Source organism: Sphingomonas sp. 1F27F7B (assembly GCF_005503355.1).
In the GTDB taxonomy this organism is placed as follows: Bacteria; Pseudomonadota; Alphaproteobacteria; order Sphingomonadales; family Sphingomonadaceae; genus Sphingomonas.
This window is the reverse complement of record NZ_SCMK01000001.1, coordinates 327140-353342: the sequence shown is the minus strand read 5'-3', so window position 1 is coordinate 353342 and position 26203 is coordinate 327140. Positions and strand designations below refer to the sequence as shown.

Here is a 26203-nt window from a genome sequence, read left to right as displayed (position 1 = left end):
GGGAAGGGCTCGCCGCGCAGGCCCGCGGCGAGGTGGGGGATCGCGTTGCAGAGCAGCGCCCCGCCGAGGAACAGCACCAGATAAGCCATCGAGGCGTGATCCTCACCGATAAGAGAGCGGCTGGCAATGCGCCTCAGCGCTTCGTCGTCGCCGGCATCCGAAAAACCTGCGCGCCGCGAGCCTTGGCCCATTGGGGCACCACCGGCGAGCCGTCTGCGGTGCCGCTGAAATCGACCACGCAGATGCTGCCGAAGCGGCGATGCGTGCCACAGCCGACCCCGGCGAACCGGAAGTCCGGCTGGAACAGCAGCGCGCGATGCCCGCGGCTGCGCACGCCGTCATCGACGATCAGGCTGCGGACGACCGCCCCTGCATCACCGCTGCCGTACCAGATGCCTTCGCCGACATAGATGCTGCCGCCGCGCCGTTTCACGCGGTCGCCGGGCGTCAGCCCGTCGCGCGAGACATGGCCGCTGGCCCCGGTGATGCCCTGATCGTCGGCATGATCCCGGGCGGCCAGGGCGAGCAGTTCGGCAGGGTCGAGCGGCGGCAGCGCTTCCTGGCGTTCGAGAAAGTCGATCGCCTCGTCGACTGCCTCGATTCCCTCGTTCGTGATCACGCCATTGTCGTCGCCCGGCAGGAACAGCACCCGGCCGTCGAAGAAGTCGCGATATTCACGCAGCATCTCGGCATATTCGCGCGGATGCTCGCGGGCGCGATTGATCTCGGCGAGCACGTCGCGCTCGAGGCGTGTGGCGTTGGCGGCGCGCTCGCCGGCAGAGGCCGTGGCGCCGGTCAGCAGCATGGCAGTGGCGCCGAGCATGGCGGTCCAACGGTTCCTGGCAATCACGATCGGGCTCCCCCCGGAGCCGGCGGGCCCCGCGCCCGTCCGCTGTCTCACCGGTAGCGCTGTCCACTTAACCGCCTGAGAAGGCAAGCGGATATTCGGCAGTTAACCTTAGGGGCGGCCGTCGGGGCGCCGGCCCAGATCGGCGACGCACATCACCCGATAGCCCCTGTGCGGCCCACAGGCGATGCCGGCATGGCGCATCTCGGCGGCGAACAGGGTCCTGCGATGACCGCGTCCCGGCACGGCATCGTCGACGATCAGTTGGCGGACCACCTCAACTGCGCTGGGCGGGCCATAGGTAATCACTTCGGCCACATAATCGCCGCCGCCCCGGCGCTGCACCCGCGCACGCGGATTGGCTCCGTCGGCCGAAACATGCCCCGTCCGCCCACTCGGACCCTGTTCGCGAACATGGTCGCGCGCGGCACGGGCGAGCAGGGGCGCGGGCTCGATCGGCGCCAGCGGAGGCTGTCGTTCGAGGAAGCGAATCGCCTCGTCGACCGCACGCGTGCCTTCGGCAGTGCGCAGCCCGCCGGGATTGCCGGGATAGCGGACGATCCGGCCCTTGAAGAACTTGCGATATTCGCGGAGCCGTTCGGCATAGTCGCGCGGCCGGGTGCGCGCGAAGTTGATCTCGGCGAGCACCGCCGCTTCCAGGCCGGCCTGAGGCGGCGTGGCGATCGCCAGGGCGAGGGGGAGGAAGGGCGGCATCGCATGCCTATAGATCAGATCGGAGTGCGTGCGTCGCGAACAAAAGATTAACGCGTGCTGCAACCTTGCCCGGCCGGGCTCGTTCTACTCTCGAAGAACTGGCAAGGTTTGGATCGAGATGAACAAGGTTTTGCCCGTGGTGCTGGCTTTGATTCCGTTGGCGGCGATAATCGGCGCCTGTGTTTCATGCCCCTGATTGCGCCGTTTCGGTCGCGGAATCCGGTGTTTCATTGTAATATAGTTGAGAATGCTCCTGAATATTGTGGTTATCTACGGAATGCACAAGAAAAGGGCCGCTCCGGAATGCCGGGGCGGCCCTTTCATTTTCCGTGCGCGGGCGATCAGCCCTCGGCGGTCTCGCCTTCGTCGGTGGCCGGAGCCTCTTCGCGAACTTCGGCGGTCGCGCCCGGCTCGGCGTTCGGATCATAATCCTCGACGAAGCCGGTGGTGTCGCGGCCTTCCTCGAACATCTGGGCCATCACGTCGACGCCCTGCGCCTGCATGTCGGCCTCTTCCGGCGAGCGGGCGACGTTGACCTTGACGGTCACCGACACCTCGGGGTGCAGCGCGACGCGCACTTCGTACACGCCGATCGCCTTGATCGGCTTGTCGAGGACGACCTGCGCCTTGGTGACCTTGTGGCCGTCGGCGACGAGCGCCTCGACCAGGTCGCGCACTGCGACCGAGCCATAGAGCTGGCCGGTGTTCGAAGCCTGGCGGATCAGGGTGACGGACACGTCGTTGAACGTGCCGGCTTCCTTCTCGGCGTCGGTGCGGCGCGCGGCGTTATCGGCCTCGATGCGCGCGCGGTTGGCCTCGAAGACCTTCCGGTTCGCGGCGTTCGAGCGGAGCGCCTTCTTGTTCGGGAGCAGGTAGTTCCGGGCGAACCCGTCCTTGACCTTCACCACGTCGCCGATGGCGCCGAGCTTGTCGACGCGCTCAAGCAGAATGACTTCCATGGGTCGAGCCTCCCTTACTTAACGATGTAGGGCAGCAGGCCCAGGTGACGGGCGCGCTTGATGGCCTGGGCCAGCTCGCGCTGCTTCTTGGCGCTCACCGAAGTGATGCGCGACGGGACGATCTTGCCGCGCTCGGACACGAAGCCCTGGAGCAGACGGACGTCCTTGTAATCGATCCGGGGAGCGTCCTTCGCGGAGAAGGGGCAGCTCTTGCGGCGGCGGAAAAACGGGCGTGCCATGGTCTATGTCTCCTTATTCGCCGCCGAAACCGGTGTTGCCGGCCTCGTCACGATCGCGACGGCCACGGCCGCGCTCACGGTCGCCCTTGCGCATCATCACCGAGGGGCCCTGCTCCAGCTCATCGACCTTGACGGTCATGTAGCGGATCACGTCTTCGTTGATCTGCGTCTGGCGCTCCAGCTCGGCGACCACGCCGGCCGGCGCGTCGATCTCGAGCATCACGTAATGCGCCTTGCGGTTCTTGGCGATGCGATAGGCGAGCGAACGAAGACCCCAGGTCTCGGTCTTCACGACCTTGCCGTTATTGTCCTCGACGATCTTGGTGGCGGCTTCCGCCAGAGCGTCCACTTGCGCCTGTGCCAGGTCCTGGCGCGCAAGGAACACGTGCTCGTAAAGAGCCATGTATTCTCTTCCATGTTGGCCGATCGCTGACGCCACCCCGTGCGGCGCCCCTCCGGCTGTCGTCTCGTATTCAATGGTCGCGCGAGCGGGAATCGCGTCCCCACTTCGAACGAAGGCGCGCCCTTAGCGGAGGTGGGGGAGGAAGGCAAGCTCACACATAACCGCTCCAACCGCCAGTTGGGCTATGAGCCATGACATTGTTCGCTTCGTGGCTTGCCTTGACAAGGAACCGGAGCGGACACAAACAGGCACGCTTCTTGGGGAGTAGTCGTCCGCACCATCCGCGGAGTGCGCGTCAACAAACTTGGCTTCGGCCATGGCGCGTACGGCATGCAGGCTTGACGAGACCATGAACGCGCATGCGCCCGGGCCGGGCGCGTGCGCGTTCATGTCGTCAATCGCCCGGCCCCTGGAGCATTCGATGGCCGCGATATGGTTCAACATCCTGCTGCTGTTGGGGTCGGCGGTGGTGATCTATCTGTCATGCGAGTTCTTCGTGAACGGCGTGGAGTGGGTTGGTCACAAGATGGATGTCGGCCAGAAGGCTACGGGCACCATCCTGGCTGCCTTCGGCACGGCTTTACCAGAGAGCGTCGTTACACTGGTTGCTGTCGCCTTTGGCAGTGGCGCAGCGTCGAAGGAACTTGGCGTCGGTGCGGCGCTTGGTGGCCCGCTCGCGCTTTCTACCGTCACTTACGCAACGGTAGGCATCAGCCTCATCCTCTATGGTCAGCAACTACCCCGTACCAAAGCCACTCAAACCGTTTTCCGGCAGCTTAGCCGCGACCAAGGCTGGTTCCTGGCCATCTTCGCCCTGAAAGCTGCTCTCGGCATCCTTGTCTTCTCATGGAAGCCGTGGCTCGGGCTTTTGTTCCTCGGGGCCTATGCGTTCTATGTCCGGCAAGAAATGAGGAGCAATCAGGAAGACAGGGAAGGCGAACTGGAGCCGCTCAAGCTCCAGCTTGGCCGGGCCGAACCTGCGACATGGATGGCGATCATCCAGACGTTGCTGGCGCTCGTGGTGATCTTCCTCGCTTCGCACATGTTTGTCATGCAACTTGGGCAGTTGGCTCCGGCATTGGGCCTGAGGCCTCAACTCCTAGCGCTCCTTCTAAGCCCGGTTGCCACCGAGCTACCGGAAACCATGAACGCGATCATCTGGGTACGTCAGGGTAAGTATCGGCTTGCACTGTCCAATATTTCGGGAGCGATGATGATTCAGGCCACCATTCCGACAGCGTTGGGCCTATTCTTCACGCCCTGGCATTTCAGCGCGCCTCTTCTCCTGGCTGCGATCACCACGATGGTAGCGGTTGCGATGATGTTCGTGGCATTCAGATGCGGCGTAATCTCACGCTGGCTTCTGGCAGCGATGGCTCTGCTCTATGTGGCTTTCTCGGGGAGCATCGCAGCCTTGCATATAGTGGGCTAATGATGCGTCACTGCCAAGACTTGCCATTGAGCAGCTGCAACTCGGCGTTCGCCGCCCGAGCGACCTAGTATCGCTCGCCATTCCCCCGCGGCCGGGGTGTCGGCCGGGTATCGCTCGCCACGATCGGGGCGGGGCTGCGCGAGAGCCAGCCGCCGTCATCGTCGAGGCGGGGCTTGGGGAAATCCGCCGGCGGGTGGATCGGCCCACAGGCCTCTTCATCCCATTGGAGGCAGCGCAGCCGGTCGTTGTAGATCACGCCGCGGATGCTGCCCGTGCTGCCGTCCTGCCGCGTGTAGCTGCTGTCGAGATACCATTCGCGGTTCTTCTTGGGTTTGCCCGAGCGCACCGGCTCGGAGACCCGCCCCATGTCGATGCCGCGGAAGTGGCGCGAGAAGCTGTCGAGTTCGATTGCCGCGCGGAAGCGGCTCTCGGGGGCGCCCGGGCCGTCGAGCTTCTGGGTCAGCCAGTTGATCCGGCGGTCGCGTCGGGCCTCTTCCTCGCCCAGCTTGGTGATCCAGCCGGTGTCGCGCACGAACATCCCGACCGTGGAGAAGCTCACTTCGGATTGCTTGGGAATGCCGCGCACCGAGACGATCTGGCCCTGAAAGCCCTTGCTGCCGCAGGTGGTCGCCTGCCACATCGTGCCGTCGGCCTCGTACAGTTCGCAGCCGGCCGAGGTGCGCCGGCCGATCAGCGTGCCTTCGCGCAGCCCGTTGGGCCCCTCGAACCCGCCGACCGAATAATAGAAGCCGGTGACGTGTTCGCCGTCGAAGCTCAGCACCACCTTCACGCCGCCGCCGACGATCTGCTGGTAGCAGCGCTGATCCTGATAGGGGCAGGGCCCCTGGTCGCGCCGGCGCAGATCGGCGCTGACCGAGGTCTTGCCGGTGTAATTGCCGAAATAGGCGACCTGGCCCTCGAAATCGGGCGCGAGTCCGCCATCGTCGCGGTCCGCTGCCAGCGCCGCCAACGGCATGAGCATGACGGCGGCAAGGGCCGTAAGGGCTGCCCTGAACATCCTGCATTCCTCCCAGTCGACGCCCGTTAACCATAACACTAACGGAGCCGAAACGAGGAGTCGGATTCTTCGCGCATATGTAAAACGGCAGGGCCGGGCCCTGCCGTTTCGCATGGCTGTCCGGCGTGTCGCTTCAGCGGATCGCGCCCGCGAACACCGCCGCGATGATGCCCGAAGTGATGCCGACAAGGACCGCGTCATTGCCCGACCGGACATAGCGATAGCCGCGCGGCGGTGCCTTCAGCCCGCGATAGTGGCGATAGTCGATCTGACGATAGTCACGGGCATAGCGGCTGTCGAAGCGCTCGCCCTTGCGCCAGTTGCGATAGGCCGGCTTGGTGACGACGACCTTCTTCTTGACGACCACCTTCTGCTCGATGGGCGGACGGCCGTGCTGCGGGGCGGCGGCGAGCACCGGGGTCGCGACCAGCGACGCGGCGACGGCGGCGAGAACGAACTTCTTCATGATTGCACTCCTCTTGTCGGCAACGCCGGATTGCTCCGGCGCCGAGTGCAATCTGGGCAGGCGGTGTCGCAGGTGTTTCGCGTTCGATGCGCGAAATGGTCGCAATGTTTCGCAAGCCGGCCGGGTCCGTTCAGCTTCGGCGAAGCGCCCGGGCTTGCGTCGCGAAGGGTGCGGGCCTAACGCGCGGCCCCATTGCAGCGCCGCCGACAGGAGAGAGACATGCGCGCCTTCATCTTCCCCGGCCAGGGCAGCCAGGCCGTCGGCATGGGCAAGGCCCTTGCCGAAGCCAGCGCCACCGCCCGCGAAGTCTTCCAGGAAGTCGACGAGGCGCTGGGGCAGAATCTGTCCAGGCTGATGGCGGAGGGTCCCGAGGACGAGCTGACCCTGACGGCCAACGCCCAGCCGGCGATCATGGCCAATGCCATCGCGGTGCTGCGCGTGCTCGAGCGGGAAGGCGGCATCCGCCTCGCCGACAAGGCCGACTTCGTCGCCGGCCATTCGCTTGGCGAATATACCGCGCTGTGCGCCGCCGGCGCCTTCGATCTGGCCACCGCCGCGAAGCTGCTGCGGACCCGCGGCGATGCGATGCAGGCGGCGGTGCCCGTCGGCGTCGGTGCGATGGCCGCGATCCTCGGCGCCGACCGCGAGAAGGCGCAGGCCATTGCGGATGCCGCGGCCGAGGGCCAGGTCTGCACCGTCGCCAATGACAATGATCCGTCGCAGGTCGTGATCTCCGGGCATCGCGAGGCGATCGAGCGCGCACTGCCGATCGCCAAGGAGATGGGCGCGAAGCGCGCGCTGCTGCTCCCGGTTTCGGCACCTTTCCATTGCCCGTTGATGCAGCCGGCCGCGGATGCGATGGCCGCGGCGCTGGCGGCAGTCTCGCTCCAGGCGCCGCTGGTGCCGGTCTATGCCAATGTCACCGCCGCGCCGGTGGCCGATCCGGACACGATCCGCGCGCTGCTCGTGGAGCAGGTGACCGGCATGGTCCGCTGGCGCGAATCGGTGCTGGCGATGTTCGCGGCGGGGGTGACCGACTATGTCGAGTTCGGCGGCAAGGTGCTGGGCGGCATGGTCAAGCGCATTGCGCCCGACGCCGCGCCGGTGAGCGTGGTGACGATGGAAGACATCGAAGCGCTGGCGAAGGCGCTTTAGGAATAGGAAGAAGAGATCGGTTCACGCGGAGACGCGGAGGCGCGGAGATAGGGCTTGAGGGATATCGAGCAGATCAGCGGCGACGTGGTCGATGTGGCCCTGCGGCTGCATCGAGAGCTCGGTCCAGGCCTGCTCGAAAGCGTCTACGAGGCCATCCTCGCCAGCAAACTGACGAGGATGGGGTATTCGGTGGCGCGCCAACGGCCGATCGACATCGAATTTGATGATCTTCGGTTCGAAGCTGCCTTTCGTATCGATCTGCTCGTGGACGAACGCCTGCTGGTCGAGATCAAGTCGGTCGAACGGCCGACTGCGGCACATGGGAAGCAGCTTCTCACCTATTTGCGTCTGACCAAACAGCCCGTAGGGCTGCTGATCAACTTCGGCGGCGCAACGCTGAAGGAGGGGCTCAGGCGAGTCGTGAACGACTATGCCCCCTCCGCGTCTCCGTGCCTCCGCGTGAACCAATAACTTCTTTCTTCTGGAGACCCCAATGTTCGACCTAACTGGCATGACTGCCCTCGTCACCGGCGCCTCGGGCGGTATCGGCTCGGCGATCGCCAGGGCGCTGGCCGCACAGGGCGCCCGGCTCGCCGTTTCGGGCAGCAATGCCGAGAAGCTCGAAGCCTTTCGTGCCGGCCTGGGCGGCGACCATATCGCGCTCGCCTGCAACCTTTCCGACAAGGCGCAGGTTGATGCCCTTGTCCCCAAGGCGGTCGAGGCGCTCGGCCAGCTCGACATCCTCGTCAACAATGCCGGCGTCACCCGCGACAATCTCGCGATGCGGATGAAGGACGAGGAGTGGGAACAGGTCATCACGGTGAACCTCGAGGCCGCCTTCCGCCTGATCCGCGCCGCCGCCAAGCCGATGATGAAGGCCCGATTCGGCCGCGTCATCTCGATCACGTCCGTGGTGGGCGCGACCGGAAATCCGGGCCAGGCCAATTATGCCGCGTCCAAGGCCGGCCTGGTCGGCATGTCCAAGGCGCTCGCCCAGGAACTGGCCAGCCGCAACATCACGGTCAATTGCGTCGCCCCGGGCTTCATCCGCTCGGCGATGACCGACGTGCTGCCCGATGCACAGAAGGAAGCGCTGCTCGGCCGCATTCCGGCGGGCAAGCTGGGCGAGGGCGAGGATATCGGCGCCGCGGTCGTCTATCTGGCCAGCAGGGAAGCTGCCTATGTCACTGGCCAGACCTTGCATGTGAACGGCGGTATGGCGATGCTGTGAGCGGGGGCGAGCCCTGGAGTGTGATGTCTATGCGTCTTTTCGGAATCGCCGCCTTGGCCGCGGCCGCCTTCGCAGCCCCGGCCCAGGCCGCGGACCTCGCGACGATCGATTGCGTGATCGGCAAGCTCAAGCCGGCTCTCACCGAGCAGATTGGCAGGGACGTCACCCGCAACATGGGGGAGGGCGCCGGGGTGCGCCCCACCTATGATCCGGCGGTCGGCAGCGGCATCTCGATCGCGGCCAAGGAATGCGCGGACCAGCACAAATGGTCCGAGGCGGCGCTGGAGGCTGCGCGAGTCTACACGCTTGCCAAGCTCGGCCAGCCGATCGCCGAAAAGGCCGTCGTCGCGCAGGGATTCGATCCGAACGAGCTCGAGACCCGGTTCGACGCGCTGCCCGAGGATGTGCGCAATCGCCCGCTCACCACCGAGGAGATGCAGCAGCTGGTGATTGCGTCGGTCACCGACGAAACGAAGCAGACGCGCGCCAACGCGGCGCTGCTCAACAAATATTTCCTCTTCGTCAGCACCGTCCGCTACGCGGCCTGGCAGTTTTCGCAGGCCTGACCGCAACGGCACCGGCGCGCCCCCTCTTGCAACGGCATCATGTGCGATCTAGGTGCGTTCCAACGATATTGAGCCCCTAGCTACAAAGGAAAACAGGGACCATGGCCAACCAGGAAGAGATCACCACCCGCGTGACTGCGCTCGTCGTCGATCACCTCGGTGTCGATGCCGGCGACGTTACGCCGACGGCGAGCTTCATCGATGATCTGGGCGCGGACAGCCTCGACATCGTCGAGCTGGTGATGGCGTTCGAGGAAGAATTCGGCGTCGAGATCCCCGACGATGCGGCTGAGAAGATCAGCACCGTCGGCGACGCGGTCTCCTACATCTCCGAGCATCAGGCGGGCTGATCGCCCCCGGGCGATCGCGCCCTTATGGGCCGAGCGTGAATCAGCGGCTCCCCGTCCCGGGCTCGAATAGAGTTGGGCGGGGAGCCGTTTTGTTTTGGCCATGAAATCAGGTATTTCACCGGCTTTCATGTGCGAATTTCGAGAAGTTTGACGGAGAAAGCGGATGCGCCGTGTAGTTGTCACCGGCCTTGGCCTCGTCACCCCGCTGGGCGCGGATGTCGAGACTGCCTGGAAGAACATCATCGCCGCCAAGTCCGGCGCTGGCACGATCACGCGCTTCGACGCGACCGATTTCCAGAGCAACTATGCCTGCGAAGTGAAGCCGGCGGGCCATGAATATGGCTTCGATCCGAGCCTGCGCGTCGATCACAAGGTGCAGCGCCAGGTCGATCCGTTCATCGTCTACGGCATCGATGCCGCAGGCCAGGCGATCGAGGATGCCGGCCTCACCGACATGTCGGAGGAGCTGCGCTTCCGTGCCGGCTGCTCGATCGGCTCGGGCATTGGCGGCCTGCCGGGCATCGAGAGCGAATCGCTCGTCCTGGCCGAGAAGGGGCCGAAGCGGGTCAGTCCGCATTTCGTCCATGGCCGCCTGATCAACCTGATCTCTGGCCAGGTCTCGATCAAATACGGTCTGATGGGCCCGAACCATGCAGTGGTCACCGCCTGCTCGACCGGCGCGCATTCGATCGGCGACGCCGCGCGGATGATCGCGATGGACGATGCCGACATCATGCTCGCCGGCGGCGCCGAGAGCACGGTCTGCCCGATCGGCATCGCCGGCTTCGGCCAGGCGCGCGCGCTGTCGACCGGCTTCCGCGACGAGCCGTGGCGCGCCAGCCGCCCCTGGGACCAGGACCGCGACGGCTTCGTGATGGGCGAGGGTGCCGGCATCGTCGTGCTCGAGGAATATGAGCATGCCAAGGCGCGCGGCGCGAAGATCTATGCCGAGGTCGTGGGCTATGGCCTGTCGGGCGATGCCTATCACGTGACCGCGCCGCATCCCGAGGGCTCGGGCGCCTTCCGCTCGATGCAGATGGCGATGAGGAAGTCGGGCCTCGACCTTTCCGACATCGATTACATCAATGCGCACGGCACCTCGACGCCGCTGGGCGATGAACTCGAACTGGGGGCCGTCCGCCGGCTCTTCGGCGATGCGATCGGCGGCCTGTCGATGAGCTCGACCAAGTCGGCGATCGGCCATTTGCTGGGCGGTGCCGGCGCAGTGGAGAGTATCTTCTGCATCCTGGCATTGCGCGACCAGATCGTGCCGCCGACGCTCAACCTCGACAATCCGAGCGAGAATTGCGCGGGCGTCGATCTCGTCCCGCACAAGGCCAAGGAGCGCAAGGTGAAGGCGGTGCTGAACAACTCGTTCGGCTTCGGCGGCACCAATGCCAGCCTGGTGATGAAGTCTGTCTGAGGAAGCACCCGCACCAGTGGAAAAGCCCGCCAGGCCGCGCAGGCGGCTTGGCGGCTGTGCCGTGCTGGTCGCGCTCCTGGTGCTGGTCGCGCTCGGTATGGGCGTGCTCCAGCTCTGGGGCGGGGCGGGGCCGGCGAAGCAGAACCTTACCGTGATGATCCCGGACGGGGCGAGCCTGTCGCGCGCCGCCACCGAGCTGGAAAGGGCCGGCGCTATCGGCTCGGCGCGCCAGTTCCTCGTGCTCGCCAAGCTGCTGGGCAGCAGCGATCCGATCAAGGCGGGCGAATATCGCCTGCCGGCGCATCTCAGCCAGTCGGACATCCTCAAGATGATGCAGGGCGGCCGCACGCTCCAGCGCTTCGTCACCATCCCCGAGGGCACGCCGTCGATCCTCGTCTACGAGACGCTAATGAAGGCGCCGCAGCTCACCGGCGAGATCCAGGTACCGGTCGAGGGCACGGTCCTGCCGGACAGCTATGCCTATAATCGCGGCGACACGCGCCAGTCGGTTCTCGATCGCATGCAGAAGGCGATGGCGACCTATCTCGCCAGGGCCTGGGAGGCCCGCAAGCCGGGCATCGCGGTCAGCAGCCCGGCCGACGCGATCAACCTCGCCGCGATCGTCGAGAAGGAAACCGGCAAGCCCGAGGAGCGCCGCACGGTTGCCGCAGTCTATTCCAACCGCTTGCGCCAGAACATGATGCTCCAGGCGGATCCGACCTTCATCTACCCGATCACCAAGGGCAAGCCGCTCGGCCGCCGCCCGCTCCTCTCCGAAGTGCACGCGAAGAACGATTACAACACCTATGAGAAGGTCGGCCTGCCGATCGGCCCGATCACCAATCCTGGCCGCGCGAGCATCGATGCGGTGCTCGATCCGGCGAGTTCGTCGGCGCTCTACTTCGTGGCGGACGGCACGGGTGGCCATGTGTTTGCGGACACGCTCGAACAGCACAATGCGAACGTGCAGAAATGGTATGCGATCCGAAGAGCGCGGGGGGAGATGTAGCCTTTCCCCCTCCACGCCGGGGCAGGGAAGCGCCTCTCACGCAAAGCCTTCACCCGGGCGCAGTCCCAGCTGGCCGTGATGGTGGATCGCGATGCCGTTGAGGAAGCTGTTGGCGATCATCCGGGCGCGCTCATGCACATGCTCGGCGGCATCTCCGCCACCGATCTCCGCGAGCGTCGCCGCGAACAGGTCGAGCCAGCGTGCGAACATCGGCTTGTCGAGCCCCGGGATGGCGAGGTGCAGCGGCATCGGCCGCCCCAGATATTCGCCGCTGCTGAACAGGACGGAGCGCCAGAAGCGCTTCATCTGCGCCAGATGCGGCCCCCAATCGGCGATCCGCCCGGCGAAGATCGGGCCGAGCACCGGATCGGCCTGCACCCGCCCATAGAAGCGCTCGACCAGCTCGGAGACGAAATCTTCGTCGATCCCGATTTCGGCGGCCGCGCGTCGCTTCTCGTCGCGCATCGCGGCGGCATGAGGAGAGGGAGTACCGGTCTTCTGCATGGCGCCTATCTGGGGCCGGCAGCCTCGGATGGAAATGGGGCATTCGGTCCCAGTATGCAGCAGAGGCCTCCGACAGGACGATCGAAGGTCGCGGAACGGTTTCCTTTCTGTTCCGGCATGGTTACATCTCCGCCCATGGCATCTCCCGAGATCGAAGCGCTCACCCAGGCCCTGTCGCGACTTCCGGGGCTCGGCCCCCGTTCGGCGCGGCGCGCGGTGCTTCACTTGCTCAAGAAGCGCGAGACGGCGCTCGATCCGCTGCTTTCGGCGCTGGGGGCGGTGAGCCGCAACCTGGCGACCTGCGGGGTCTGCGGCAATGTCGACACCTCGGACCCCTGCCAGATCTGCGCCGATCCGCGCCGCGACGCGCGTTCGCTCTGCGTGGTCGAGGAAGTGGCGGATCTCTGGGCGCTCGATCGCGCGCGGCTCTTCCCCGGGCGCTTCCACGTCCTTGGTGGCCGCCTCTCGGCGCTGGAGGGCGTGCGGCCCGAGGACCTGCGCATCGACAGGCTGGTTGCCCGTATCGCCGCGGGCGGGATCGACGAAGTCGTCCTCGCGATGAACGCCACGCTCGAGGGCCAGACTACTGCGCACTATATCGCCGAGCGGATCGAGACCTATCCGGTGCGCGTCACCCAGCTGGCGCATGGCCTGCCGGTCGGCGGCGAGCTGGACTATCTCGACGAAGGCACGCTCGCGCAGGCGCTGCGGGCGAGGCGGCCGGTGGCCTAGGATTCCCCTCCCTTGCGGCGAGGGGTGCGAAGACCTAAAATGGCGGGATGGCCATTCTACCCATCGTCGAAGTACCCGATCCGCGCCTGCGCCTCATCTCCGAACCCGTGGCGGAGGTGACTGACGAGCTCCGCGACCTTATCGCGGACATGTTCGACACCATGTACGACGCGCCGGGCATTGGCCTCGCCGCCATCCAGGTGGGTGTGCCGAAGCGCGTGATCGTGATGGATCTGCAGGAGCGCGAGGACGAGGAGGGCAAGCCGATCCGCGAGCCGCGCGTCTTCATCAACCCCGAGATCCTCGATCCGGCCGAGGAGCAGTCGGTCTATACCGAGGGCTGCCTGTCGATCCCCGAGCAGTTCGCCGATGTCGAGCGCCCGGCGCGCTGCCGGGTGAAGTGGCTCGACGAGAAGGGGGCCGCGCATGACGAGGTGTTCGAGGGCCTGCTCGCCACCTGCATCCAGCACGAGATGGATCACCTGCAGGGCATCGTCTTCATCGATCACCTCTCGCGCCTGAAGCGCGACATGATCCTCAAGAAGCTGGCCAAGGCACGCAAGGCCGCCGCCTGAGACCGTCGGGGGCGGCGGCGCACGCCTTCGAAATTCCCCCTGTCCTATATGTGGCGTTCGGTATATGTTCCGCGCGCAGGCACTTGCATGCGCGTCTGCCGTGACTTTTGCGACTTTTCGGGAGGCGAGGCTTGGATCTGCTGGCGGTTCTCATTGCGGTCGCCGCGCTGGCGGTGGGGCTCGGTCTCGGCATGTTCCTTGGTGGGCGCTCGGCGGCGCAGATGCGCGCGGAGCGCGACGCGCGCGCGGCCGAGTTCAAGGCCGCCGCCGCCGATCTCGGCCGCGCCCAGATCGAGCTGGCGAGCCTCAAGGCCGAGACCACTGGGATGGAGAGCCGTTTCGCCGAACTGGCGCACCGCATCCTAGGTGAATCCCAGAAGAATTTTCTCGACCGCGCCGATCAGCGCTTCGCCCAGGCGGGGGAGAGCAATGAGGCGAAGATGAAGGCGCTGCTGGCACCGGTGCAGGAAACGCTCCTGCGCTACCAGCAGGGGCTGAACGAAGTCGAGAAGGAGCGGGTGGGCAGTTATCAGGCGCTGCGCGAGGCGGTGCAGCAGCTTCATGCCGGCCACACCCAGGTGCGCGACGAGACCGCCAAGCTGGTCAATGCGCTGCGCACCAGCCCCAAGGCGCGCGGCCGCTGGGGCGAGCAGAGCCTGCGCAACGTGCTCGAGCAGGCCGGCTTGTCGCAGCATGCCGATTTCCAGACCGAGGTTTCGGTGAACACCGAGGACGGGCGGCTGCGGCCCGACGTGATCGTACGCCTGCCCGGCGGCAAGAAGCTGATCATCGACGCGAAATGCTCGCTGAACGCGTTCCTCGACGCCAGCGACGCGCATGAGGAGGGCGGCCGCGCCGCCCATCTCGCCGCGCATGCCGCCGCGATTCGCCGGCATGCCGAGCAGCTCGGCTCGAAGAACTATTGGGCGCAGTTCGGCGACGCGGCGGACTATGTCATCCTTTACATCCCCGGCGAGCATTTCCTGACCGCGGCGCTGGAGCAGGACGATGCGCTGTGGGAATGGGCGTTCGAGCGCCGCGTGCTGCTCGCCACGCCCACCAATCTCGTTGCGATCGCCCGAACCGTCGCCAGCGTCTGGCGGCAGGAGAAGCTGGCCGAGGAGGCGGCGGAGATCGCCCGGCTGGGTAAGGAGCTGCATTCGCGGCTCGCCACCATGGGCGGCCATGTCGCGCGGATGGGCCGCAATCTCGAACAGGCGACAGGCGCCTATAATGCGATGGTCGGCAGCCTGGAGAGCCAGGTGATGACCCAGGCCAAGCGCTTCGAGGCGCTGGAAGTGTCGAGCGGCACCAAGGAGATCGAACCGCTGCCGATGGTCGAGAGCGCGCCGCGCCCGCTCACCAAGCTGGTGGCGGGCCCGGACACGGCGGAAGCGGCGGAATAGCCCGGGCGATCGCTCAGGGCCGGGCGCGGACCAGGGTCATGGTGCGGCCGCGGGCGCCGGTGAGGACCAGCTTGCCGGCGCGGTTGCCCGACACGGTCAGGCGCTCGCCGAGCAGACCCAGGATGGCCTGCTCCTGCAGGTTCCGGCCGCGATCGAGGCAGGCCATCTTCGTGCTGGCCACGCCGCCGGTGCTGAGCCGGCCGCGAGCGAAATCATAGGTGCCGGTAAAGCGGTTGCAGCTCGCATTGCCCGAGATGCGGCCCCTCTCGAACGCGACGGTCGGGCTGGTGCCGCGCAGCACCGGCCGGCCGTTCAGCGCTTCGATCCGCCAATTGCCGTCGATCACGCTGGCGCCGGCCTGCGCACGCGGTTCGCCGCCACAGCCCTTGAAGCTGCGGCCGTCCACCGTGACGGTCACCGTGTCGGGATAGACGCGGTCGCTCATCCCGTCGCTGCACTGGCGGTGATTGGTGTTCACGTCGATCCGGCGCGTCTGCCAGATCTCGCCGGCAAAGCCGTGGATCACCCGGGGCGTCGGCACGCTGACGGTGGGGCGGCCAGGCGCCTCGAAGCGCATCGTCCGGGCGCCGATGGTCAGGCTCCAGAAGGGCTCGGTGCCCGAAGCGCGATATTCCGTCTGGGCCTGGGCCGCGGCGGGCAGGGCAGTCAGAGCGATCAGGCTGGCGGCGGCGATGGTCGGGATACGCATGCATTCACTCCTCTTTGCCGCGAGCAATGCGCGGACGGGGCTGAACGATCCCTGGCCGTAACGATTATCGCGCGTTCAGCCTCGCTGCTGGCCGAGCACCTCATAGGCCATCACTGCAGTGGCCACGGCGGCGTTCAGGCTGTCGGCCTTGCCGAGCATCGGGATCTTGACGAGCAGGTCGCACGCCTCGGCCATGAAGCCGGGCATGCCCTGCGCTTCGTTGCCGGTGAGCAGAAAGACCGGCGCTTCGTACCGGGGCGCACGATAGTCGTGCTCCGTATCGAGGCTGAGGCCGACCAGCTGGCCGGGCCCCTTGCGCAGCCAGACCAGGAAATCGCCCCAGTTCGCCCGCGCCACCGGCACGGTGAACAGCGCGCCCATGCTGGCGCGCACCGCCTCCACCGAGAAGGGGTCGACGCATTCGTCGATCAGGATCAGCCCGCCCGCGCCCACTGCATCCGCAGTGCGCAGGATGGTGCCCATATTGCCCGGATCGCGCAGCCGTTCGGCGACCAGCCAGATGCCCGCGCGGCTCCGGTCGAGATCGGCAAGCGTCACGGCGAAGTCGGGATAGACGCCCACCACCGCGCCCGGATTGTCCTTGCCTGAAAGCTTGGAGAGAATGTCGGCATTGGTCTCGATTGCCCAGCCGCCCGCGGCTTCGGTGGCGGCGACCAGCGTTCGGACCAGTGCGTGGCCGACCATGTCCTTCGAGAAGAACAGATATTGCGGAACCCGCCCCGCCTCATGCGCTTCGGTGAGGATGCGCAGGCCCTCGGCGAGGAACAGGCCCTCTTCGCGGCGATGCTTCTTGTCGCGCAGGTTGCGGACACGCTTGATCAGCGGGTTGGAAAAGGCAGTTATCTCGCGGGGCATCGGCGATGCCCTAATGCCAATTTCCGCCTGAGGCTATTCCTCGTTGAATCGGGCCTCGACCAGCGCGACCAATGCCTGGACCGCGCCGTCGGCGCCGTCCCCCTCGGCGCTGATGGCGATCGTATCGCCCTTGGCGGCCCCCAGCATCATCAGGTCGAGGATCGAAGTGCCGGAAGCGGTGTTGCCGTCCTTCTCGACGGTAAGTTCGACCGGCTGGGCGGTGGCGAGCGTCACGAAGGCCATGCTGGCACGCGCGTGCAGGCCGCGCTTGTTCTCGATCGTGACCGTACGGATGCAGCGGTTCAAGCGGCGGCCTCTCCCAGCACTTCGGATGCGATGGTGATGTATTTGCGGCCTGCATCGCGCGCCGCGGCCACAGCTTCGGTGACCTTCATCGTCTTGCGCGCGCTGCCCAGGCGAATCAGCATCGGCAAGTTGATCCCGGCGATCACTTCGACGCGGCCCGCTTCCATCAGCGAAATGGCCAGATTCGAGGGCGTGCCGCCGAACAGGTCGCTCAGCACGATCACGCCCCGGCCCGAATCGACGCTCTTGATCGCCGCGGCGATGTCCGCGCGGCGACCTTCCATGTCGTCCTCGGGCCCGATGCAGATCGATGCGACCTGCTCCTGCTTGCCCACTACATGCTCCATCGCGACTACGAACTCCTCCGCGAGTCGTCCGTGCGTCACGAGCACCAAACCGATCATCTCAAACTCCGCCCCCTGCCGTGGTCACCGGGGCCCCCTCCAGCGAGTCCTGCGGCGCGGTCTTCGTATCACGATGTGCCACCGTGGGGGAAAAACCCGCGCCGCGCAACCGCGCGGCCATCCGTTCGGCGACATGCACCGAGCGGTGGCGGCCGCCGGTGCATCCGAACGCTATCGTAACATATGCCTTTCCCTCGGCCTGGTAGCGCGGGAGCAGCAAAAGCAGCAGCGACTCGATCTGCGCCATCGCGGCCGGATAGGCCGGGTCGGCTGCGATATAGGCGGCGACCTCGGGATCCTTGCCCGTGCCGGGGCGCAATTCGGGATCCCAGTGCGGATTGCGCAGGAAGCGCATGTCGAACACCAGGTCGGCGTCGCGCGGGAGCCCGCGGGCAAAACCGAACGAGACGACCGAGATCACCGTGTCGCCCTGGCCGGCGCCCGAGAAAGTGGTGCGGATCTGCTGGGCGAGTTCGTTGGCGCTGAGATCGGTGGTGTCGATCAGCCGGTTCGCCCAGCTTCGCAGCGGCGTGAGCAGTTCGCGCTCGTGCGCGATGCCGTCCTGCGCCGGGCGATCCTGGGCCATCGGATGGCGTCGGCGCGTCTCCGAATAGCGCCGTTCCAGTTCGGCGCCCGAGCATTCGAGGAACAGCGTGCCGACGTCATGGCCATGGTCCTCGCGCAGCTTCTTGATTCGGCGAACGATGTTCTCCGGATCGAAGCCGCGCGTCTGGGTGCCGATGCCGATGGCCAGCGGCCGATCGTCGTCGGCATCGCCCGGCGCGGTGTCGAGCAGGCGGTTGAGCAGCAGCAGGGGCAGGTTGTCGACGGTCTCCCAGCCCAGATCCTCGAGCGTGCGCAATACGGTCGACTTGCCGGCGCCGGACATGCCGGTGACGAGCAGGATCTGCTTCGGGCGCTTGCTCGTCACGCCAATGCCTTCAGCGCATATTCGATCTTGATCGGCGCGGCCGGCTCGTTGGGTGCGAGCGCGATCACCGGCACGTCCACCCCGGCGATGCGCTGGGTGCGCCGGTCCTCGGGCAGGCGCGGCGCGGTGTCGAGCACCACGGCGATCAGCGCCACGGGCGCTTCGGCAAGGCTGGGCAACTCCACCGATCCGATGCCGCGGATGTCGACACGGCCGGCATTGCCCGTGGGCGCAGTGCCGCGCAATTCGATGCCCCGGCGCACGCAGACGGTGCGCGTGTCGGCCACCAGGACGGCGCCGCGATCCAGCAGGCGGAGCAGCAGGTCGGTGCGCTGCGCGTCGTCGCGCGCCTCGATCAGCACGCCGCGGCCGTCGATCGCCACGCAGGCGCCCAGAATCGCTTCCGAGGACAGCTCTGCCATCAATTGCGTCCCGTCAGTGGCAATTGCACCACGAATCGCGCCCCGCTCAATCGATCCTCCCGCGATTCGACTGAAATGCTCCCCTGATGGCCCTCGACGATCGTGCGGGCGATGGCAAGCCCCAGGCCGGAATGCTGGCCGAATGCCTCGTCCTGGGGACGCACCGAATGGAAGCGGCGGAAGATGTTCTCGCGAGCCTCGTCGGGTACGCCTGGACCCTCATCCTCTACCCGGACGGTCAGATAATCCTCGTCGCTGGATGCCGAGATCGCGATCAGGCTCTTGGGCGGCGAGAAGGAGATGGCATTCTCGATCAGGTTCTCGAACACGCGCTCCAGCCGCGCACCTTCGCCAAGCACGATGAGTTCGACGTTCGGCCCGCGATCGAAGGCGATGCGGATGCCATCGGGGATGCCGCGGGCCTCGCGCTGATCGAGCAGGGCCTGGATCATCGTCCCGATATCGACGGGCTCGAACGTGGCGCGGCTGAGCTGGGCATCGAGCCGCGAGGCCTCGGAGATGTCGGTGATCAGCCTGTCGAGGCGCAGCACGTCGTCGCGCACGATTTCGAGCAGCTGGTCGCGATGCTCCTTCTTCCGCACCGCCGCCATGCCGTCCACTGCGGAGCGCAGCGAGGCGAGGGGATTCTTGAGCTCGTGCGTGACGTCCGCCGCAAAGGCCTCGGTCGCGTCGATCCGGGCGCGCAGCGCCTGGGTCATGTCGGACAGCGCGCGGGCGAGCAGGCCGATCTCGTCGCTGCGATCGGGCAGGCGGGGCACCACCACTTCGCGCGCGCGCCCCAGCCGCACCCGGATCGCGGCGCGCGCGAGCAAGCGCAGCGGCCGCACGATCGTGCGCGCCAGGAACAGCGAGAGCAGGATCGAGAAGACCGAGACGAACAGCAGGACCATGCCCAGGCGGAAACGCTCGGCCCGCACGGTCTGGGTGATGTCGCGCGCATTCACCGTGGTCATCACCACGCCCAGTTCGGTGATCGGCGCGGCGGCGGTGATCACCGGCGTGCGATCGGGCGCGCGCCAGACCGTCGCAGGCGTGCCATGCGCGGAGAGGGCGGTGCGCACGTCCGGCCAGTCGAGCCCCTGGTCCGTCGGGCGCTCGCGGTAGAGCGGCGCGCGGTCGGCTCCCGCCACCGTGTCGATCACGGCATCGAGGAAGCGTGCTGCCTCCAGTCCCCAGGGATCCTTGTCCGGATCGCGCAGCACCACGTTGCGCAGGCCCAGTGCCTTGCTGTCCGAGAGCAGTTTCCCCTTCTCGTTGAACAGGCGGATGCGTGTGCCGGTGTCGCGCGCCAGGCTGAGCACCAGCAGGTCGCGGCGTTTCGCGTCCTTGGCGGAGGCGAGGGCCTGGGCGATCAGCCGCACTTCGCGGCCCGCCTGCTCCACCCGGCTGTCCACGATCCGGCTGCGATAGGAATCGAGATAGGAGAAGCCGCCGCCCAGCAGCGCCAGCGCGAAGATGTTCACCGCGAGGATGCGCGGCGTCAGGCTGACCCGGTTGGACCATTTGAGCGCGAGGTCGCGCTCGTCCCTATTCGTCCGAGAACCGGTAGCCCGCGCCATACAATGTCTCGATGGCGTCGAACTGCGAGTCGACCTGCCGGAATTTGCGGCGCACGCGCTTGATGTGGCTGTCGATGGTGCGGTCATCGACATAGATGTCGTCCTGATAGGCGGCATCCATCAGCTGGTTGCGGGTCTTCACGATGCCCGGGCGCTGCGCCAGCGTCTCGAGAATCAGGAACTCGGTGACGGTAAGCGTCACGTTGGTGCCGTTCCAGGTCACCCGGTGGCGTGCCGGATCCATGGTCAGCCGTCCCCGTTCCAGCGCCTCGGCAGTCACTTCCTCGCCGCCCTCTGCGCTCGGCTGGGCAGCTTCGGTCCGGCGCAGGATCGCGCGGATGCGGGCGATCAGCAGCCGCTGGCTGAACGGCTTGGCGATATAGTCGTCCGCGCCCATCGCCAGGCCCAGCGCCTCGTCCAGCTCGTCGTCCTTGCTGGTGAGGAAGATCACCGGGATCGTGCTCTTCTCGCGCAGCCGCCGGAGCAGCTCGAGCCCGTCCATCTTCGGCATCTTGATATCGAGCACCGCCAGGTCGGGCGGGTTGTCGATCAGGGCCTTCAAGGCGCTCTCGCCGTCGGAATAGACGCGCGTCAGAAAACCCTCGGTCTGCAAGGCGATCGAGACGGAGGTGAGGATGTTGCGGTCGTCATCGACCAGCGCGATCGTTGCGGTCATGCGTGTGCGGCACTCGGATCCATTGAATCCGTGGCGTAACCGAAAGTTCTTTGCCGCTCAATCGGCTGACAACGTTTACTCGGGTTGACCCCCGTCCGGCTGAGGTCCAAGGGCGCGCAATATTATTGCACCGGAGGGCGACAATCCGGGCAAGCACTTGGAGACGGAGGCTAATTTGACCGAGCGCACGCCGCGCCATGGTCTCGATGCCATGGGCATCGGGACGGGTGCCGATATTATCTGGAACCTCGAGACCGCCCCGCTCGTGGAGCACGCGGTGCGCCGCGGCGAGGGCAAGCTGGCGAAGGACGGCCCGCTGGTCGCCACCACCGGCAAGCACACCGGCCGTTCGGCCAAGGACAAGTTCATCGTCCGCGACGCGACCACCGAAGACAATGTCTGGTGGGGCAATGTCAACAAGGGCATGTCCCCCGAGCATTTCGCCGCGCTGAAGGCCGATTTCCTCGCAGAGCTGGCGGGACGCGACACGCTGTTCGTGCAGGATCTGTACGGCGGCTCGCAGCCCGAGCACCGCGTCAACGTGCGCGTGATCAACGAGCTGGCCTGGCACAATCTCTTCATCCGCACGATGCTGGTCCGGCCCCAGGCGAGCGAACTCGGCGGCTTCGTGCCCGAATACACGATCATCGACTTGCCGAGCTTCCGCGCCGATCCGGAGCGCCATGGCTGCCGCAGCGAGACGGTGATCGCGGTCAACTTCACCGAGAAGCTGATCCTGATCGGCGGCACCGCCTATGCCGGCGAGATGAAGAAGAGCGTCTTCGGGCTGCTCAACTATCTGCTGCCCGTCGACGGCATCATGCCGATGCACTGCTCGGCGAACATCGGCGCGAACGGCGATACTGCGGTCTTCTTCGGCCTGTCGGGCACCGGCAAGACCACGCTCTCCGCCGATGCCAGCCGCACGCTGATCGGCGACGACGAGCATGGCTGGTCGGATACCGCGGTCTTCAATTTCGAAGGCGGCTGCTACGCCAAGATGATCAACCTCTCGGCCGAGGCCGAGCCGGAGATCTTCGCGACGACCAGGCGCTTCGGCACGGTGCTCGAGAATGTGGTGATGGACGAGGAGTCGCGCGAACTCGACCTCGCGGACAACAGCCTGGCGGAGAACAGCCGCGGCGCTTATCCGATCGACTTCATCCCGAACACTTCCGAGAAGAATCTAGGCCCGGTGCCGCGCAACATCATCTTCCTGACGGCGGATGCGTTCGGCGTGATGCCGCCGATCGCGAAGCTGACGCCCGATCAGGCCATGTATCACTTCCTCTCGGGCTACACCGCCAAGGTGGCCGGCACCGAGATCGGCGTGACCGAGCCGGAGGCGACCTTCTCCACCTGCTTCGGCGCCGCCTTCATGCCGCGGCACCCGGCGGTCTACGGCAATCTGCTCAAGGAGCGGATCGCCAGGGGCGGCGTGGATTGCTGGCTGGTCAACACCGGCTGGAGCGGCGGCCGCGCCACCGATCCCGGCATCAAGCGCATGCCGATCCGAGTGACGCGCGCGCTGCTCAACGCCGCGCTCGACGGCAGCCTGGCGCAGGCCGAGTTCCGCAAGGACCCCAATTTCGGCTTCATGGTGCCCATCGCGGTGCCGGGCGTGGACGGCGCGATCCTCGATCCGCGCGCGACCTGGGCGAACAAGGCGGATTACGACGCCACCGCCGGCAGGCTGGTCGACCAGTTCGTCGAGAATTTCGCACAGTTCGCAGACCATGTCGACGCGGGTGTGCGCGAGGCGGCGCCCAGGGTTACCGCCTGATCTGTCCCGCTTTCCCCGGCGGGAGGCCAGGGGAAGTTGTGGGCGCCGGCGCCAAGCTGTGCTAAGCGTGCTCCCGTTCCGATCACTCGTAACGGGAGCAACAGCATGAGCATTCTCGACGGCATTCTCGGCCAGGTTTCGCAGAACGTGGACGTGGCCAATCTCGCCTCCAAGGTCGGGCTCTCGCCCGAGCATGTCGAGCAGGCCGTGCAGGCGCTCGCCAAGTTCCATCCGATGGACACCGATACCGCCGAGGGCGCCGCCTCGGAGACCGGCCTGCCGGTGGAGAAGCTCCAGGAGATCATCGGCCATATTGGCGGCGAAGGGTCGCTCGGCCGCTTCTCGCAGCTGATGCAGGAAGGCGGCCAGGGCGTGCTCGGCCAGCTGGGCGGTCTCGCCTCCGGCCTGTTCGGCTCGAAGAGCTGAGATTCGCGCGAGGCTCGCCCGGCGGGTGGCCGGGCGAGCCTCGCGTTTCAGCGGATCGCCGGCAGGATATGGTCCGGCAAGTACTTCTCCTGGGGCACGTACGTCACCTTGTCCCCGTAATTTCCGCCGAAGATCGCCACGACGAGGTCGAGCTTCGGCACTACCATCACCACCTGGCCGCCATTGCCCGCCGCAAAGAAGGCCGGCAGCTTCCCGCCCTGCCAGGGAAAGTCGATCCCCCACCAGAGATAGCCATAATGGAGTCCGCGCAACTCGCCGCGCGGCGCGGTGGAGCGCTGCACCCAGTCGGTGCTCAGGATGCGCTTGCCTTGCCAGGTGCCGCCGTTCAGCATCAACTGGCCGAGCTTCATGAAGTCGCGCGGCCGGAATTGTGCGCCGCCGCCCATGTACGGCTCGCCGGTCGGTTGCAGATTGAGGGCATAGGGTCCGAATTGCATCGGCCGGGCGATCAGCCGGTCGAAACTGTTCTCCAGCGGTTCGCCCGTCACGCGCGACAGCACGCCGCCGGCCAGGTTGGGATTGGTGCTGCAATAGACGCGGTTCCCGCCCGGGGCCGCGGCCATCGGCAGGTCGAGCGCATAGCGATACCAGTTCGGCTGGGCCTCCTGGTCCTGCATCACGTCCTCGTTGCCCGGCGCCTTAGGATCGCGGTCGTCGCAATGGAAGCCCGAGGCCATGTCGAGCAGATTGCCCAGCGTCATCGCTCGCTTGCGTGGATCGAGATCGGCAGGAAGCGTCTTCTCCATCGTCGCATAGACCGGGGTTTCCGGCCCGATCCGCGTGCCCTGCTGCATTGCCGCGCCGACCAGCACCGAGGTGAGGCTCTTCGCAGCCGAGCGCGTGTCGTGCAGGGCGTCGCCGTCCGTGCCGTGGAGATACTCCTCCAGCACCAGCTTCCCGTGCCGGGCGATCAGCACGGCATGGATATCCTGGGCGTGGACCGAGTCGATCGGCTGGTCGATCAGCATCTGGACGAAGCGCTCGATCACCGCGCGGTCGATGTTCTCGGCCGCCAGCGTGGAGACGGGCCAGCCATCGTTCTTCGGCAGCGGCGGGCGATAGGCATAGAGAGCCGAGAGGCCGGGACGCGGATAGAAATCGCTCAGCGCTCCGGCCGGCTCGAAATCATAGCTGTTGCCGCGTCCCGGAATGGCGATCGAGAGCAGGCGGTTGCCGGCGTCGAAGCTGCCGGCGGCGATCTCGACTTCCTCCGCCGCGCCGCCGGGCTTGCCGAGCAAGCGGACATGGCCGTCCTTCAGCTCGATATGCCTGAGGTCGACATTGCGGCCGATGTTCCGGTCGGGATTGCGCAGGAACACGCCCAGCCGGCCGTCGGCTTCCCGATCCACCTTCAGATAGAGCGTGAAGCTCTCGTCGAGCGGCCGCACCTCGCCGCGCCATAGCGAGGGGCCGGCGGGGCTCAGCACCACCGGTGTCGTATAGCGCATGCCGCCGGTGACGCTTCGGGGCTGGACCCAATGACCGCGGATGCGATCGCCCTCGATCCGCCCGCGAAAGCTGCCGAGGTCGCCCGCCAGGACGAAGCGCAGCGTGTCGCCCGCCTGCTCCACCGCCGCTTCGCGTCCGGCGATCTCGGCGCGCCAGCCGGTGCCGTCGCGCACCAGGGTGAGCGTGCCGCGCACGTCCGGACCGAAGCGCTTCTTGGCTGCCCAGAGCCCGACGAGCGCCTGACCGGCGTCCTGCGCGGCGAGGGGCAGGGGAAACATCATCGTGCAGGCGAGGAGGGAGGGGAGCAGAGCTTTGTGCATCGAACCGCTTTCATCTGTTGCGCCGGCCGCTCTGCGTTGCGGAAGCGTCTGCGTCTTGTATCCGCGCAACCTCTCGGCGCCAGCGGGCGGGCGTCGCGCGAAAGGCGTCGCGAAACGCGTGGTTGAGATGCGCCTGATCGACGAAGCCCGTCGCACAGGCGATGTCCGCAAGCGAAGCTGTCGTCCCGCCCAGCATCGCGGCCGCGCGCTCGAGTCGCCGCCCGCGCAGATGCTCGCCCGGCGTGCAATGGAGGTAGCGGCGAAAGACGCGGGCAAGGTGCACCGGATGCACGCCCGCTTCGCCGGCGAGGTTCGCGACGCTCAGTTCGGGGTCGTCGGCGGTGAAGGTCATCTCGAACACCCGGCGCAGCCAGGCCGGCGGCCTCGCGGCTTTCCGCGCTTCGTCGGAAGAGAGCGGCTGGACGCTGGCGATCAGCTGATGGGCGCGCCCGTCAAAGGCGAGCGGGGAAGGCGCAGGGCGGTCGAACTGCGCGGCGACGGCGTGCGCGGTCCAGATCGCATAGGGATCGAGCACCCGCACCGCAGGGCCCTCGCCGCGCTCATAGCCGCCGGAGATGGCGAGGAAGCTGCCCCGGCCTTCGTGGAACCGGTCGCGATGGGTGGTGCCGGGTGGGTTGAACACCAGCAGCGGCGTGCGCGAGACCGGCGGCGCATGTTTCGCCGAAGATTTGTACCCGCCCGAGAGGACGAGCACGAAATGTGCCTCGTCATGTGTGTGGGTCTCGACTTCGTGCTCGGGCGCGGTGGCGGCGAGGCGGTGATAGGTGAAGCCGCCGATCGCGCGATAGGCGGGACCGTCGCCCCAGAATTCATGCCGTGCCCGTCGCAACGTCATCGTTCGCGACTCCCTGGTTGCCCCGAGCCATATTGCTTCGGCGACACGCTTCGATCGACTGCCAGCGCGATCCCCGCGCCTGCGGCATAGGCGAGGAAATCGAGCCACTCGAAACTCCCGCCGAGCACCACTTCGATGATCCGGTGGCCGCGCAATCCGAGCAGGTCGATCAGATGGATCGCCTGGCCCGTCTCGATCAGCGCGCCGATCCCGAAGGCCAGTATGGCGGCGGGCAGGGGCCGGATCGGCAGCACCGCGCGCAGTCCGCAATGAACCAGGATCACTGCCAGCACGTCGCCCAGATAGGGCCGCACGAAACGGTCGCGAACATGGAGTGCGATCACCACCTCCACCGCGAACAGCAGCAGCACGACGATCGCATGGCCTGGGCGCCAGACCATCAGCCGCCGCGGCG

The 26203-nt window shown here is 66.7% G+C and carries 33 protein-coding genes and 1 riboswitch; of the genes, 13 read left to right on the top strand and 20 right to left on the bottom strand.

Annotated features, from left to right (window positions below; genetic code table 11):
* The 6 genes from FFS08_RS23800 to rpsF form a co-directional block, all read right to left on the bottom strand.
* On the bottom strand, nucleotides 1-191 hold a 191-nt coding region (locus FFS08_RS23800), incomplete at its 3' end, for a hypothetical protein (protein WP_212741939.1).
* Nucleotides 134-850, bottom strand: a complete 717-nt coding sequence (locus tag FFS08_RS01675; RefSeq protein WP_249341211.1) for a CAP domain-containing protein — start codon at nucleotides 848-850, stop codon at nucleotides 134-136. The genes FFS08_RS23800 and FFS08_RS01675, both read right to left, overlap by 58 nt.
* Before the next feature lie 108 nt (nucleotides 851-958).
* Nucleotides 959-1561 (bottom strand): CAP domain-containing protein, encoded by a 603-nt coding sequence (locus tag FFS08_RS01670; protein ID WP_137864029.1) that lies wholly within the window; start codon nucleotides 1559-1561, stop codon nucleotides 959-961.
* Between the two features lie 341 nt (nucleotides 1562-1902).
* Nucleotides 1903-2520 (bottom strand): 50S ribosomal protein L9, encoded by a 618-nt coding sequence (gene rplI / locus FFS08_RS01665; protein ID WP_137864028.1) that lies wholly within the window; start codon nucleotides 2518-2520, stop codon nucleotides 1903-1905.
* 14 nt (nucleotides 2521-2534) lie between these two features.
* Nucleotides 2535-2759 (bottom strand): 30S ribosomal protein S18, encoded by a 225-nt coding sequence (gene rpsR / locus FFS08_RS01660; protein ID WP_010543816.1) that lies wholly within the window; start codon nucleotides 2757-2759, stop codon nucleotides 2535-2537.
* 13 nt (nucleotides 2760-2772) lie between these two features.
* Nucleotides 2773-3162: a 30S ribosomal protein S6 gene (gene rpsF, locus FFS08_RS01655; protein WP_086129467.1), complete on the bottom strand. Its 390-nt coding sequence runs from the start codon at nucleotides 3160-3162 to the stop codon at nucleotides 2773-2775.
* A 241-nt stretch (nucleotides 3163-3403) separates the two neighbouring features.
* Nucleotides 3404-3555, top strand: a riboswitch (yybP-ykoY riboswitch).
* Here rpsF and FFS08_RS01650 point away from each other — a divergent pair.
* Nucleotides 3512-4594, top strand: coding sequence for a sodium:calcium antiporter (locus FFS08_RS01650; RefSeq protein ID WP_249341210.1), 1083 nt, complete (start codon nucleotides 3512-3514; stop codon nucleotides 4592-4594). (Overlaps the previous riboswitch by 44 nt.)
* Before the next feature lie 64 nt (nucleotides 4595-4658).
* Here the strand turns inward: FFS08_RS01650 and FFS08_RS01645 are convergent, their stop codons facing one another.
* Both FFS08_RS01645 and FFS08_RS01640 read right to left on the bottom strand, forming a co-directional pair.
* Complete coding sequence (locus FFS08_RS01645; RefSeq protein WP_137864027.1) at nucleotides 4659-5612, bottom strand: hypothetical protein; 954 nt, start codon at nucleotides 5610-5612, stop codon at nucleotides 4659-4661.
* 133 nt (nucleotides 5613-5745) lie between these two features.
* Nucleotides 5746-6081 (bottom strand): RcnB family protein, encoded by a 336-nt coding sequence (locus FFS08_RS01640; RefSeq protein ID WP_249341216.1) that lies wholly within the window; start codon nucleotides 6079-6081, stop codon nucleotides 5746-5748.
* A 216-nt stretch (nucleotides 6082-6297) separates the two neighbouring features.
* On the opposite strand from FFS08_RS01640, the gene fabD reads away from it, so the two are divergent.
* The 7 genes from fabD (at nucleotide 6298) to mltG (ending at nucleotide 11812) form a co-directional block, all read left to right on the top strand.
* Nucleotides 6298-7233, top strand: a complete 936-nt coding sequence (fabD, locus tag FFS08_RS01635) for an ACP S-malonyltransferase (protein WP_137864025.1) — start codon at nucleotides 6298-6300, stop codon at nucleotides 7231-7233.
* A 54-nt stretch (nucleotides 7234-7287) separates the two neighbouring features.
* The gene (locus tag FFS08_RS01630) at nucleotides 7288-7704 is read left to right on the top strand and encodes a GxxExxY protein (protein WP_137864024.1); all 417 of its coding nucleotides are present in this window, start codon (nucleotides 7288-7290) and stop codon (nucleotides 7702-7704) included.
* 22 nt (nucleotides 7705-7726) lie between these two features.
* Entirely contained in the window at nucleotides 7727-8464 is a 738-nt protein-coding gene (gene fabG / locus FFS08_RS01625; protein WP_137864023.1) for a 3-oxoacyl-[acyl-carrier-protein] reductase, read from the top strand.
* A gap of 23 nt (nucleotides 8465-8487) precedes the next feature.
* Nucleotides 8488-9030, top strand: coding sequence for a hypothetical protein (locus FFS08_RS01620; protein WP_212741938.1), 543 nt, complete (start codon nucleotides 8488-8490; stop codon nucleotides 9028-9030).
* 101 nt (nucleotides 9031-9131) lie between these two features.
* Nucleotides 9132-9380 carry an acyl carrier protein gene (locus FFS08_RS01615; RefSeq protein WP_137864021.1) on the top strand — a complete coding sequence of 83 codons (249 nt, stop codon included), beginning with the start codon at nucleotides 9132-9134 and terminating at the stop codon, nucleotides 9378-9380.
* A 163-nt stretch (nucleotides 9381-9543) separates the two neighbouring features.
* The gene (gene fabF / locus FFS08_RS01610) at nucleotides 9544-10803 is read left to right on the top strand and encodes a beta-ketoacyl-ACP synthase II (RefSeq protein ID WP_137864020.1); all 1260 of its coding nucleotides are present in this window, start codon (nucleotides 9544-9546) and stop codon (nucleotides 10801-10803) included.
* A 97-nt stretch (nucleotides 10804-10900) separates the two neighbouring features.
* On the top strand, nucleotides 10901-11812 hold the full coding sequence (gene mltG, locus FFS08_RS01605) for an endolytic transglycosylase MltG (protein ID WP_137864040.1): 912 nt from the start codon (nucleotides 10901-10903) through the stop codon (nucleotides 11810-11812).
* 36 nt (nucleotides 11813-11848) lie between these two features.
* Here the strand turns inward: mltG and FFS08_RS01600 are convergent, their stop codons facing one another.
* The gene (locus FFS08_RS01600) at nucleotides 11849-12316 is read right to left on the bottom strand and encodes a group III truncated hemoglobin (protein WP_212741937.1); all 468 of its coding nucleotides are present in this window, start codon (nucleotides 12314-12316) and stop codon (nucleotides 11849-11851) included.
* 135 nt (nucleotides 12317-12451) lie between these two features.
* On the opposite strand from FFS08_RS01600, the gene recR reads away from it, so the two are divergent.
* The 3 genes from recR to FFS08_RS01585 all read left to right on the top strand — a co-directional run bounded on the left by recR (nucleotide 12452) and on the right by FFS08_RS01585 (nucleotide 15029).
* Nucleotides 12452-13048 carry a recombination mediator RecR gene (gene recR / locus FFS08_RS01595; RefSeq protein ID WP_137864019.1) on the top strand — a complete coding sequence of 199 codons (597 nt, stop codon included), beginning with the start codon at nucleotides 12452-12454 and terminating at the stop codon, nucleotides 13046-13048.
* 47 nt (nucleotides 13049-13095) lie between these two features.
* Nucleotides 13096-13623, top strand: coding sequence for a peptide deformylase (gene def, locus FFS08_RS01590; RefSeq protein ID WP_137864018.1), 528 nt, complete (start codon nucleotides 13096-13098; stop codon nucleotides 13621-13623).
* Between the two features lie 131 nt (nucleotides 13624-13754).
* The gene (locus FFS08_RS01585) at nucleotides 13755-15029 is read left to right on the top strand and encodes a DNA recombination protein RmuC (RefSeq protein WP_249341209.1); all 1275 of its coding nucleotides are present in this window, start codon (nucleotides 13755-13757) and stop codon (nucleotides 15027-15029) included.
* Between the two features lie 13 nt (nucleotides 15030-15042).
* Here FFS08_RS01585 and FFS08_RS01580 read toward each other — a convergent pair whose 3' ends face one another.
* From FFS08_RS01580 to FFS08_RS01545, 8 genes are all read right to left on the bottom strand, one after another.
* Nucleotides 15043-15738: an META domain-containing protein gene (locus FFS08_RS01580; RefSeq protein WP_137864017.1), complete on the bottom strand. Its 696-nt coding sequence runs from the start codon at nucleotides 15736-15738 to the stop codon at nucleotides 15043-15045.
* A 75-nt stretch (nucleotides 15739-15813) separates the two neighbouring features.
* Nucleotides 15814-16614 carry a TrmH family RNA methyltransferase gene (locus FFS08_RS01575; RefSeq protein WP_137864016.1) on the bottom strand — a complete coding sequence of 267 codons (801 nt, stop codon included), beginning with the start codon at nucleotides 16612-16614 and terminating at the stop codon, nucleotides 15814-15816.
* Between the two features lie 33 nt (nucleotides 16615-16647).
* Complete coding sequence (locus tag FFS08_RS01570) at nucleotides 16648-16920, bottom strand: HPr family phosphocarrier protein (RefSeq protein ID WP_137864015.1); 273 nt, start codon at nucleotides 16918-16920, stop codon at nucleotides 16648-16650.
* On the bottom strand, nucleotides 16917-17324 hold the full coding sequence (locus FFS08_RS01565) for a PTS sugar transporter subunit IIA (protein ID WP_086129567.1): 408 nt from the start codon (nucleotides 17322-17324) through the stop codon (nucleotides 16917-16919). The genes FFS08_RS01570 and FFS08_RS01565 overlap by 4 nt, the downstream gene beginning before the upstream one ends.
* Before the next feature lies 1 nt (nucleotide 17325).
* Complete coding sequence (gene rapZ, locus FFS08_RS01560) at nucleotides 17326-18255, bottom strand: RNase adapter RapZ (RefSeq protein WP_137864014.1); 930 nt, start codon at nucleotides 18253-18255, stop codon at nucleotides 17326-17328.
* Nucleotides 18252-18677: a phosphoenolpyruvate carboxykinase (ATP) gene (locus FFS08_RS01555; protein WP_137864013.1), complete on the bottom strand. Its 426-nt coding sequence runs from the start codon at nucleotides 18675-18677 to the stop codon at nucleotides 18252-18254. Before FFS08_RS01555 ends, rapZ begins: the two co-directional genes overlap by 4 nt.
* Nucleotides 18677-20257: a sensor histidine kinase gene (locus FFS08_RS01550; RefSeq protein WP_137864012.1), complete on the bottom strand. Its 1581-nt coding sequence runs from the start codon at nucleotides 20255-20257 to the stop codon at nucleotides 18677-18679. The genes FFS08_RS01555 and FFS08_RS01550 overlap by 1 nt, the downstream gene beginning before the upstream one ends.
* Nucleotides 20226-20933: a response regulator transcription factor gene (locus tag FFS08_RS01545; protein WP_137864011.1), complete on the bottom strand. Its 708-nt coding sequence runs from the start codon at nucleotides 20931-20933 to the stop codon at nucleotides 20226-20228. Before FFS08_RS01545 ends, FFS08_RS01550 begins: the two co-directional genes overlap by 32 nt.
* A gap of 175 nt (nucleotides 20934-21108) precedes the next feature.
* Here FFS08_RS01545 and FFS08_RS01540 point away from each other — a divergent pair, with 175 nt between their 5' ends.
* Both FFS08_RS01540 and FFS08_RS01535 read left to right on the top strand, forming a co-directional pair.
* Nucleotides 21109-22716 carry a phosphoenolpyruvate carboxykinase gene (locus tag FFS08_RS01540; protein WP_137864010.1) on the top strand — a complete coding sequence of 536 codons (1608 nt, stop codon included), beginning with the start codon at nucleotides 21109-21111 and terminating at the stop codon, nucleotides 22714-22716.
* A 105-nt stretch (nucleotides 22717-22821) separates the two neighbouring features.
* Nucleotides 22822-23142: a hypothetical protein gene (locus FFS08_RS01535; protein ID WP_137864009.1), complete on the top strand. Its 321-nt coding sequence runs from the start codon at nucleotides 22822-22824 to the stop codon at nucleotides 23140-23142.
* Nucleotides 23143-23189: 47 nt separating this feature from the next.
* Here FFS08_RS01535 and FFS08_RS01530 read toward each other — a convergent pair whose 3' ends face one another.
* The 3 genes from FFS08_RS01530 to FFS08_RS01520 are packed head-to-tail and all read right to left on the bottom strand — an operon-like array spanning nucleotide 23190 to nucleotide 26189.
* A complete protein-coding gene (locus tag FFS08_RS01530; protein WP_137864008.1) occupies nucleotides 23190-24932 on the bottom strand; it encodes a serine hydrolase domain-containing protein in 1743 nt (580 codons plus the stop codon).
* A gap of 10 nt (nucleotides 24933-24942) precedes the next feature.
* Nucleotides 24943-25788 carry a helix-turn-helix transcriptional regulator gene (locus FFS08_RS01525; protein ID WP_137864007.1) on the bottom strand — a complete coding sequence of 282 codons (846 nt, stop codon included), beginning with the start codon at nucleotides 25786-25788 and terminating at the stop codon, nucleotides 24943-24945.
* Complete coding sequence (locus FFS08_RS01520; RefSeq protein WP_137864006.1) at nucleotides 25785-26189, bottom strand: ribosomal maturation YjgA family protein; 405 nt, start codon at nucleotides 26187-26189, stop codon at nucleotides 25785-25787. The genes FFS08_RS01525 and FFS08_RS01520 overlap by 4 nt, the downstream gene beginning before the upstream one ends.
* Between the last annotated feature and the right edge of the window lie 14 nt (nucleotides 26190-26203).

Bases quoted from the DNA above. Each gene is read 5' to 3' on its own strand.
- FFS08_RS01650 (WP_249341210.1), top strand. From the start codon at position 3,512: ATGAACGCGCATGCGCCCGGGCCGGGCGCGTGCGCGTTCATGTCGTCA.
- FFS08_RS01620 (WP_212741938.1), top strand. From the start codon at position 8,488: ATGTCTATGCGTCTTTTCGGAATCGCCGCCTTGGCCGCGGCCGCCTTC.
- FFS08_RS01525 (WP_137864007.1), bottom strand. From the start codon at position 25,788: ATGACGTTGCGACGGGCACGGCATGAATTCTGGGGCGACGGTCCCGCC.
- FFS08_RS01645 (WP_137864027.1), bottom strand. From the start codon at position 5,612: ATGTTCAGGGCAGCCCTTACGGCCCTTGCCGCCGTCATGCTCATGCCG.
- FFS08_RS01520 (WP_137864006.1), bottom strand. From the start codon at position 26,189: ATGGTCTGGCGCCCAGGCCATGCGATCGTCGTGCTGCTGCTGTTCGCG.
- FFS08_RS01670 (WP_137864029.1), bottom strand. From the start codon at position 1,561: ATGCCGCCCTTCCTCCCCCTCGCCCTGGCGATCGCCACGCCGCCTCAG.
- FFS08_RS01555 (WP_137864013.1), bottom strand. From the start codon at position 18,677: ATGGCAGAGCTGTCCTCGGAAGCGATTCTGGGCGCCTGCGTGGCGATC.
- recR (WP_137864019.1), top strand. From the start codon at position 12,452: ATGGCATCTCCCGAGATCGAAGCGCTCACCCAGGCCCTGTCGCGACTT.
- mltG (WP_137864040.1), top strand. From the start codon at position 10,901: ATGGGCGTGCTCCAGCTCTGGGGCGGGGCGGGGCCGGCGAAGCAGAAC.
- fabD (WP_137864025.1), top strand. From the start codon at position 6,298: ATGCGCGCCTTCATCTTCCCCGGCCAGGGCAGCCAGGCCGTCGGCATG.
- fabG (WP_137864023.1), top strand. From the start codon at position 7,727: ATGTTCGACCTAACTGGCATGACTGCCCTCGTCACCGGCGCCTCGGGC.
- rpsF (WP_086129467.1), bottom strand. From the start codon at position 3,162: ATGGCTCTTTACGAGCACGTGTTCCTTGCGCGCCAGGACCTGGCACAG.
- FFS08_RS01615 (WP_137864021.1), top strand. From the start codon at position 9,132: ATGGCCAACCAGGAAGAGATCACCACCCGCGTGACTGCGCTCGTCGTC.
- FFS08_RS01575 (WP_137864016.1), bottom strand. From the start codon at position 16,614: ATGCCCCGCGAGATAACTGCCTTTTCCAACCCGCTGATCAAGCGTGTC.
- fabF (WP_137864020.1), top strand. From the start codon at position 9,544: ATGCGCCGTGTAGTTGTCACCGGCCTTGGCCTCGTCACCCCGCTGGGC.
- FFS08_RS01530 (WP_137864008.1), bottom strand. From the start codon at position 24,932: ATGCACAAAGCTCTGCTCCCCTCCCTCCTCGCCTGCACGATGATGTTT.
- FFS08_RS01550 (WP_137864012.1), bottom strand. From the start codon at position 20,257: ATGGCGCGGGCTACCGGTTCTCGGACGAATAGGGACGAGCGCGACCTC.
- rplI (WP_137864028.1), bottom strand. From the start codon at position 2,520: ATGGAAGTCATTCTGCTTGAGCGCGTCGACAAGCTCGGCGCCATCGGC.
- FFS08_RS01535 (WP_137864009.1), top strand. From the start codon at position 22,822: ATGAGCATTCTCGACGGCATTCTCGGCCAGGTTTCGCAGAACGTGGAC.
- rpsR (WP_010543816.1), bottom strand. From the start codon at position 2,759: ATGGCACGCCCGTTTTTCCGCCGCCGCAAGAGCTGCCCCTTCTCCGCG.
- FFS08_RS01600 (WP_212741937.1), bottom strand. From the start codon at position 12,316: ATGCAGAAGACCGGTACTCCCTCTCCTCATGCCGCCGCGATGCGCGAC.
- def (WP_137864018.1), top strand. From the start codon at position 13,096: ATGGCCATTCTACCCATCGTCGAAGTACCCGATCCGCGCCTGCGCCTC.
- FFS08_RS01565 (WP_086129567.1), bottom strand. From the start codon at position 17,324: ATGATCGGTTTGGTGCTCGTGACGCACGGACGACTCGCGGAGGAGTTC.
- FFS08_RS01580 (WP_137864017.1), bottom strand. From the start codon at position 15,738: ATGCGTATCCCGACCATCGCCGCCGCCAGCCTGATCGCTCTGACTGCC.
- FFS08_RS01545 (WP_137864011.1), bottom strand. From the start codon at position 20,933: ATGACCGCAACGATCGCGCTGGTCGATGACGACCGCAACATCCTCACC.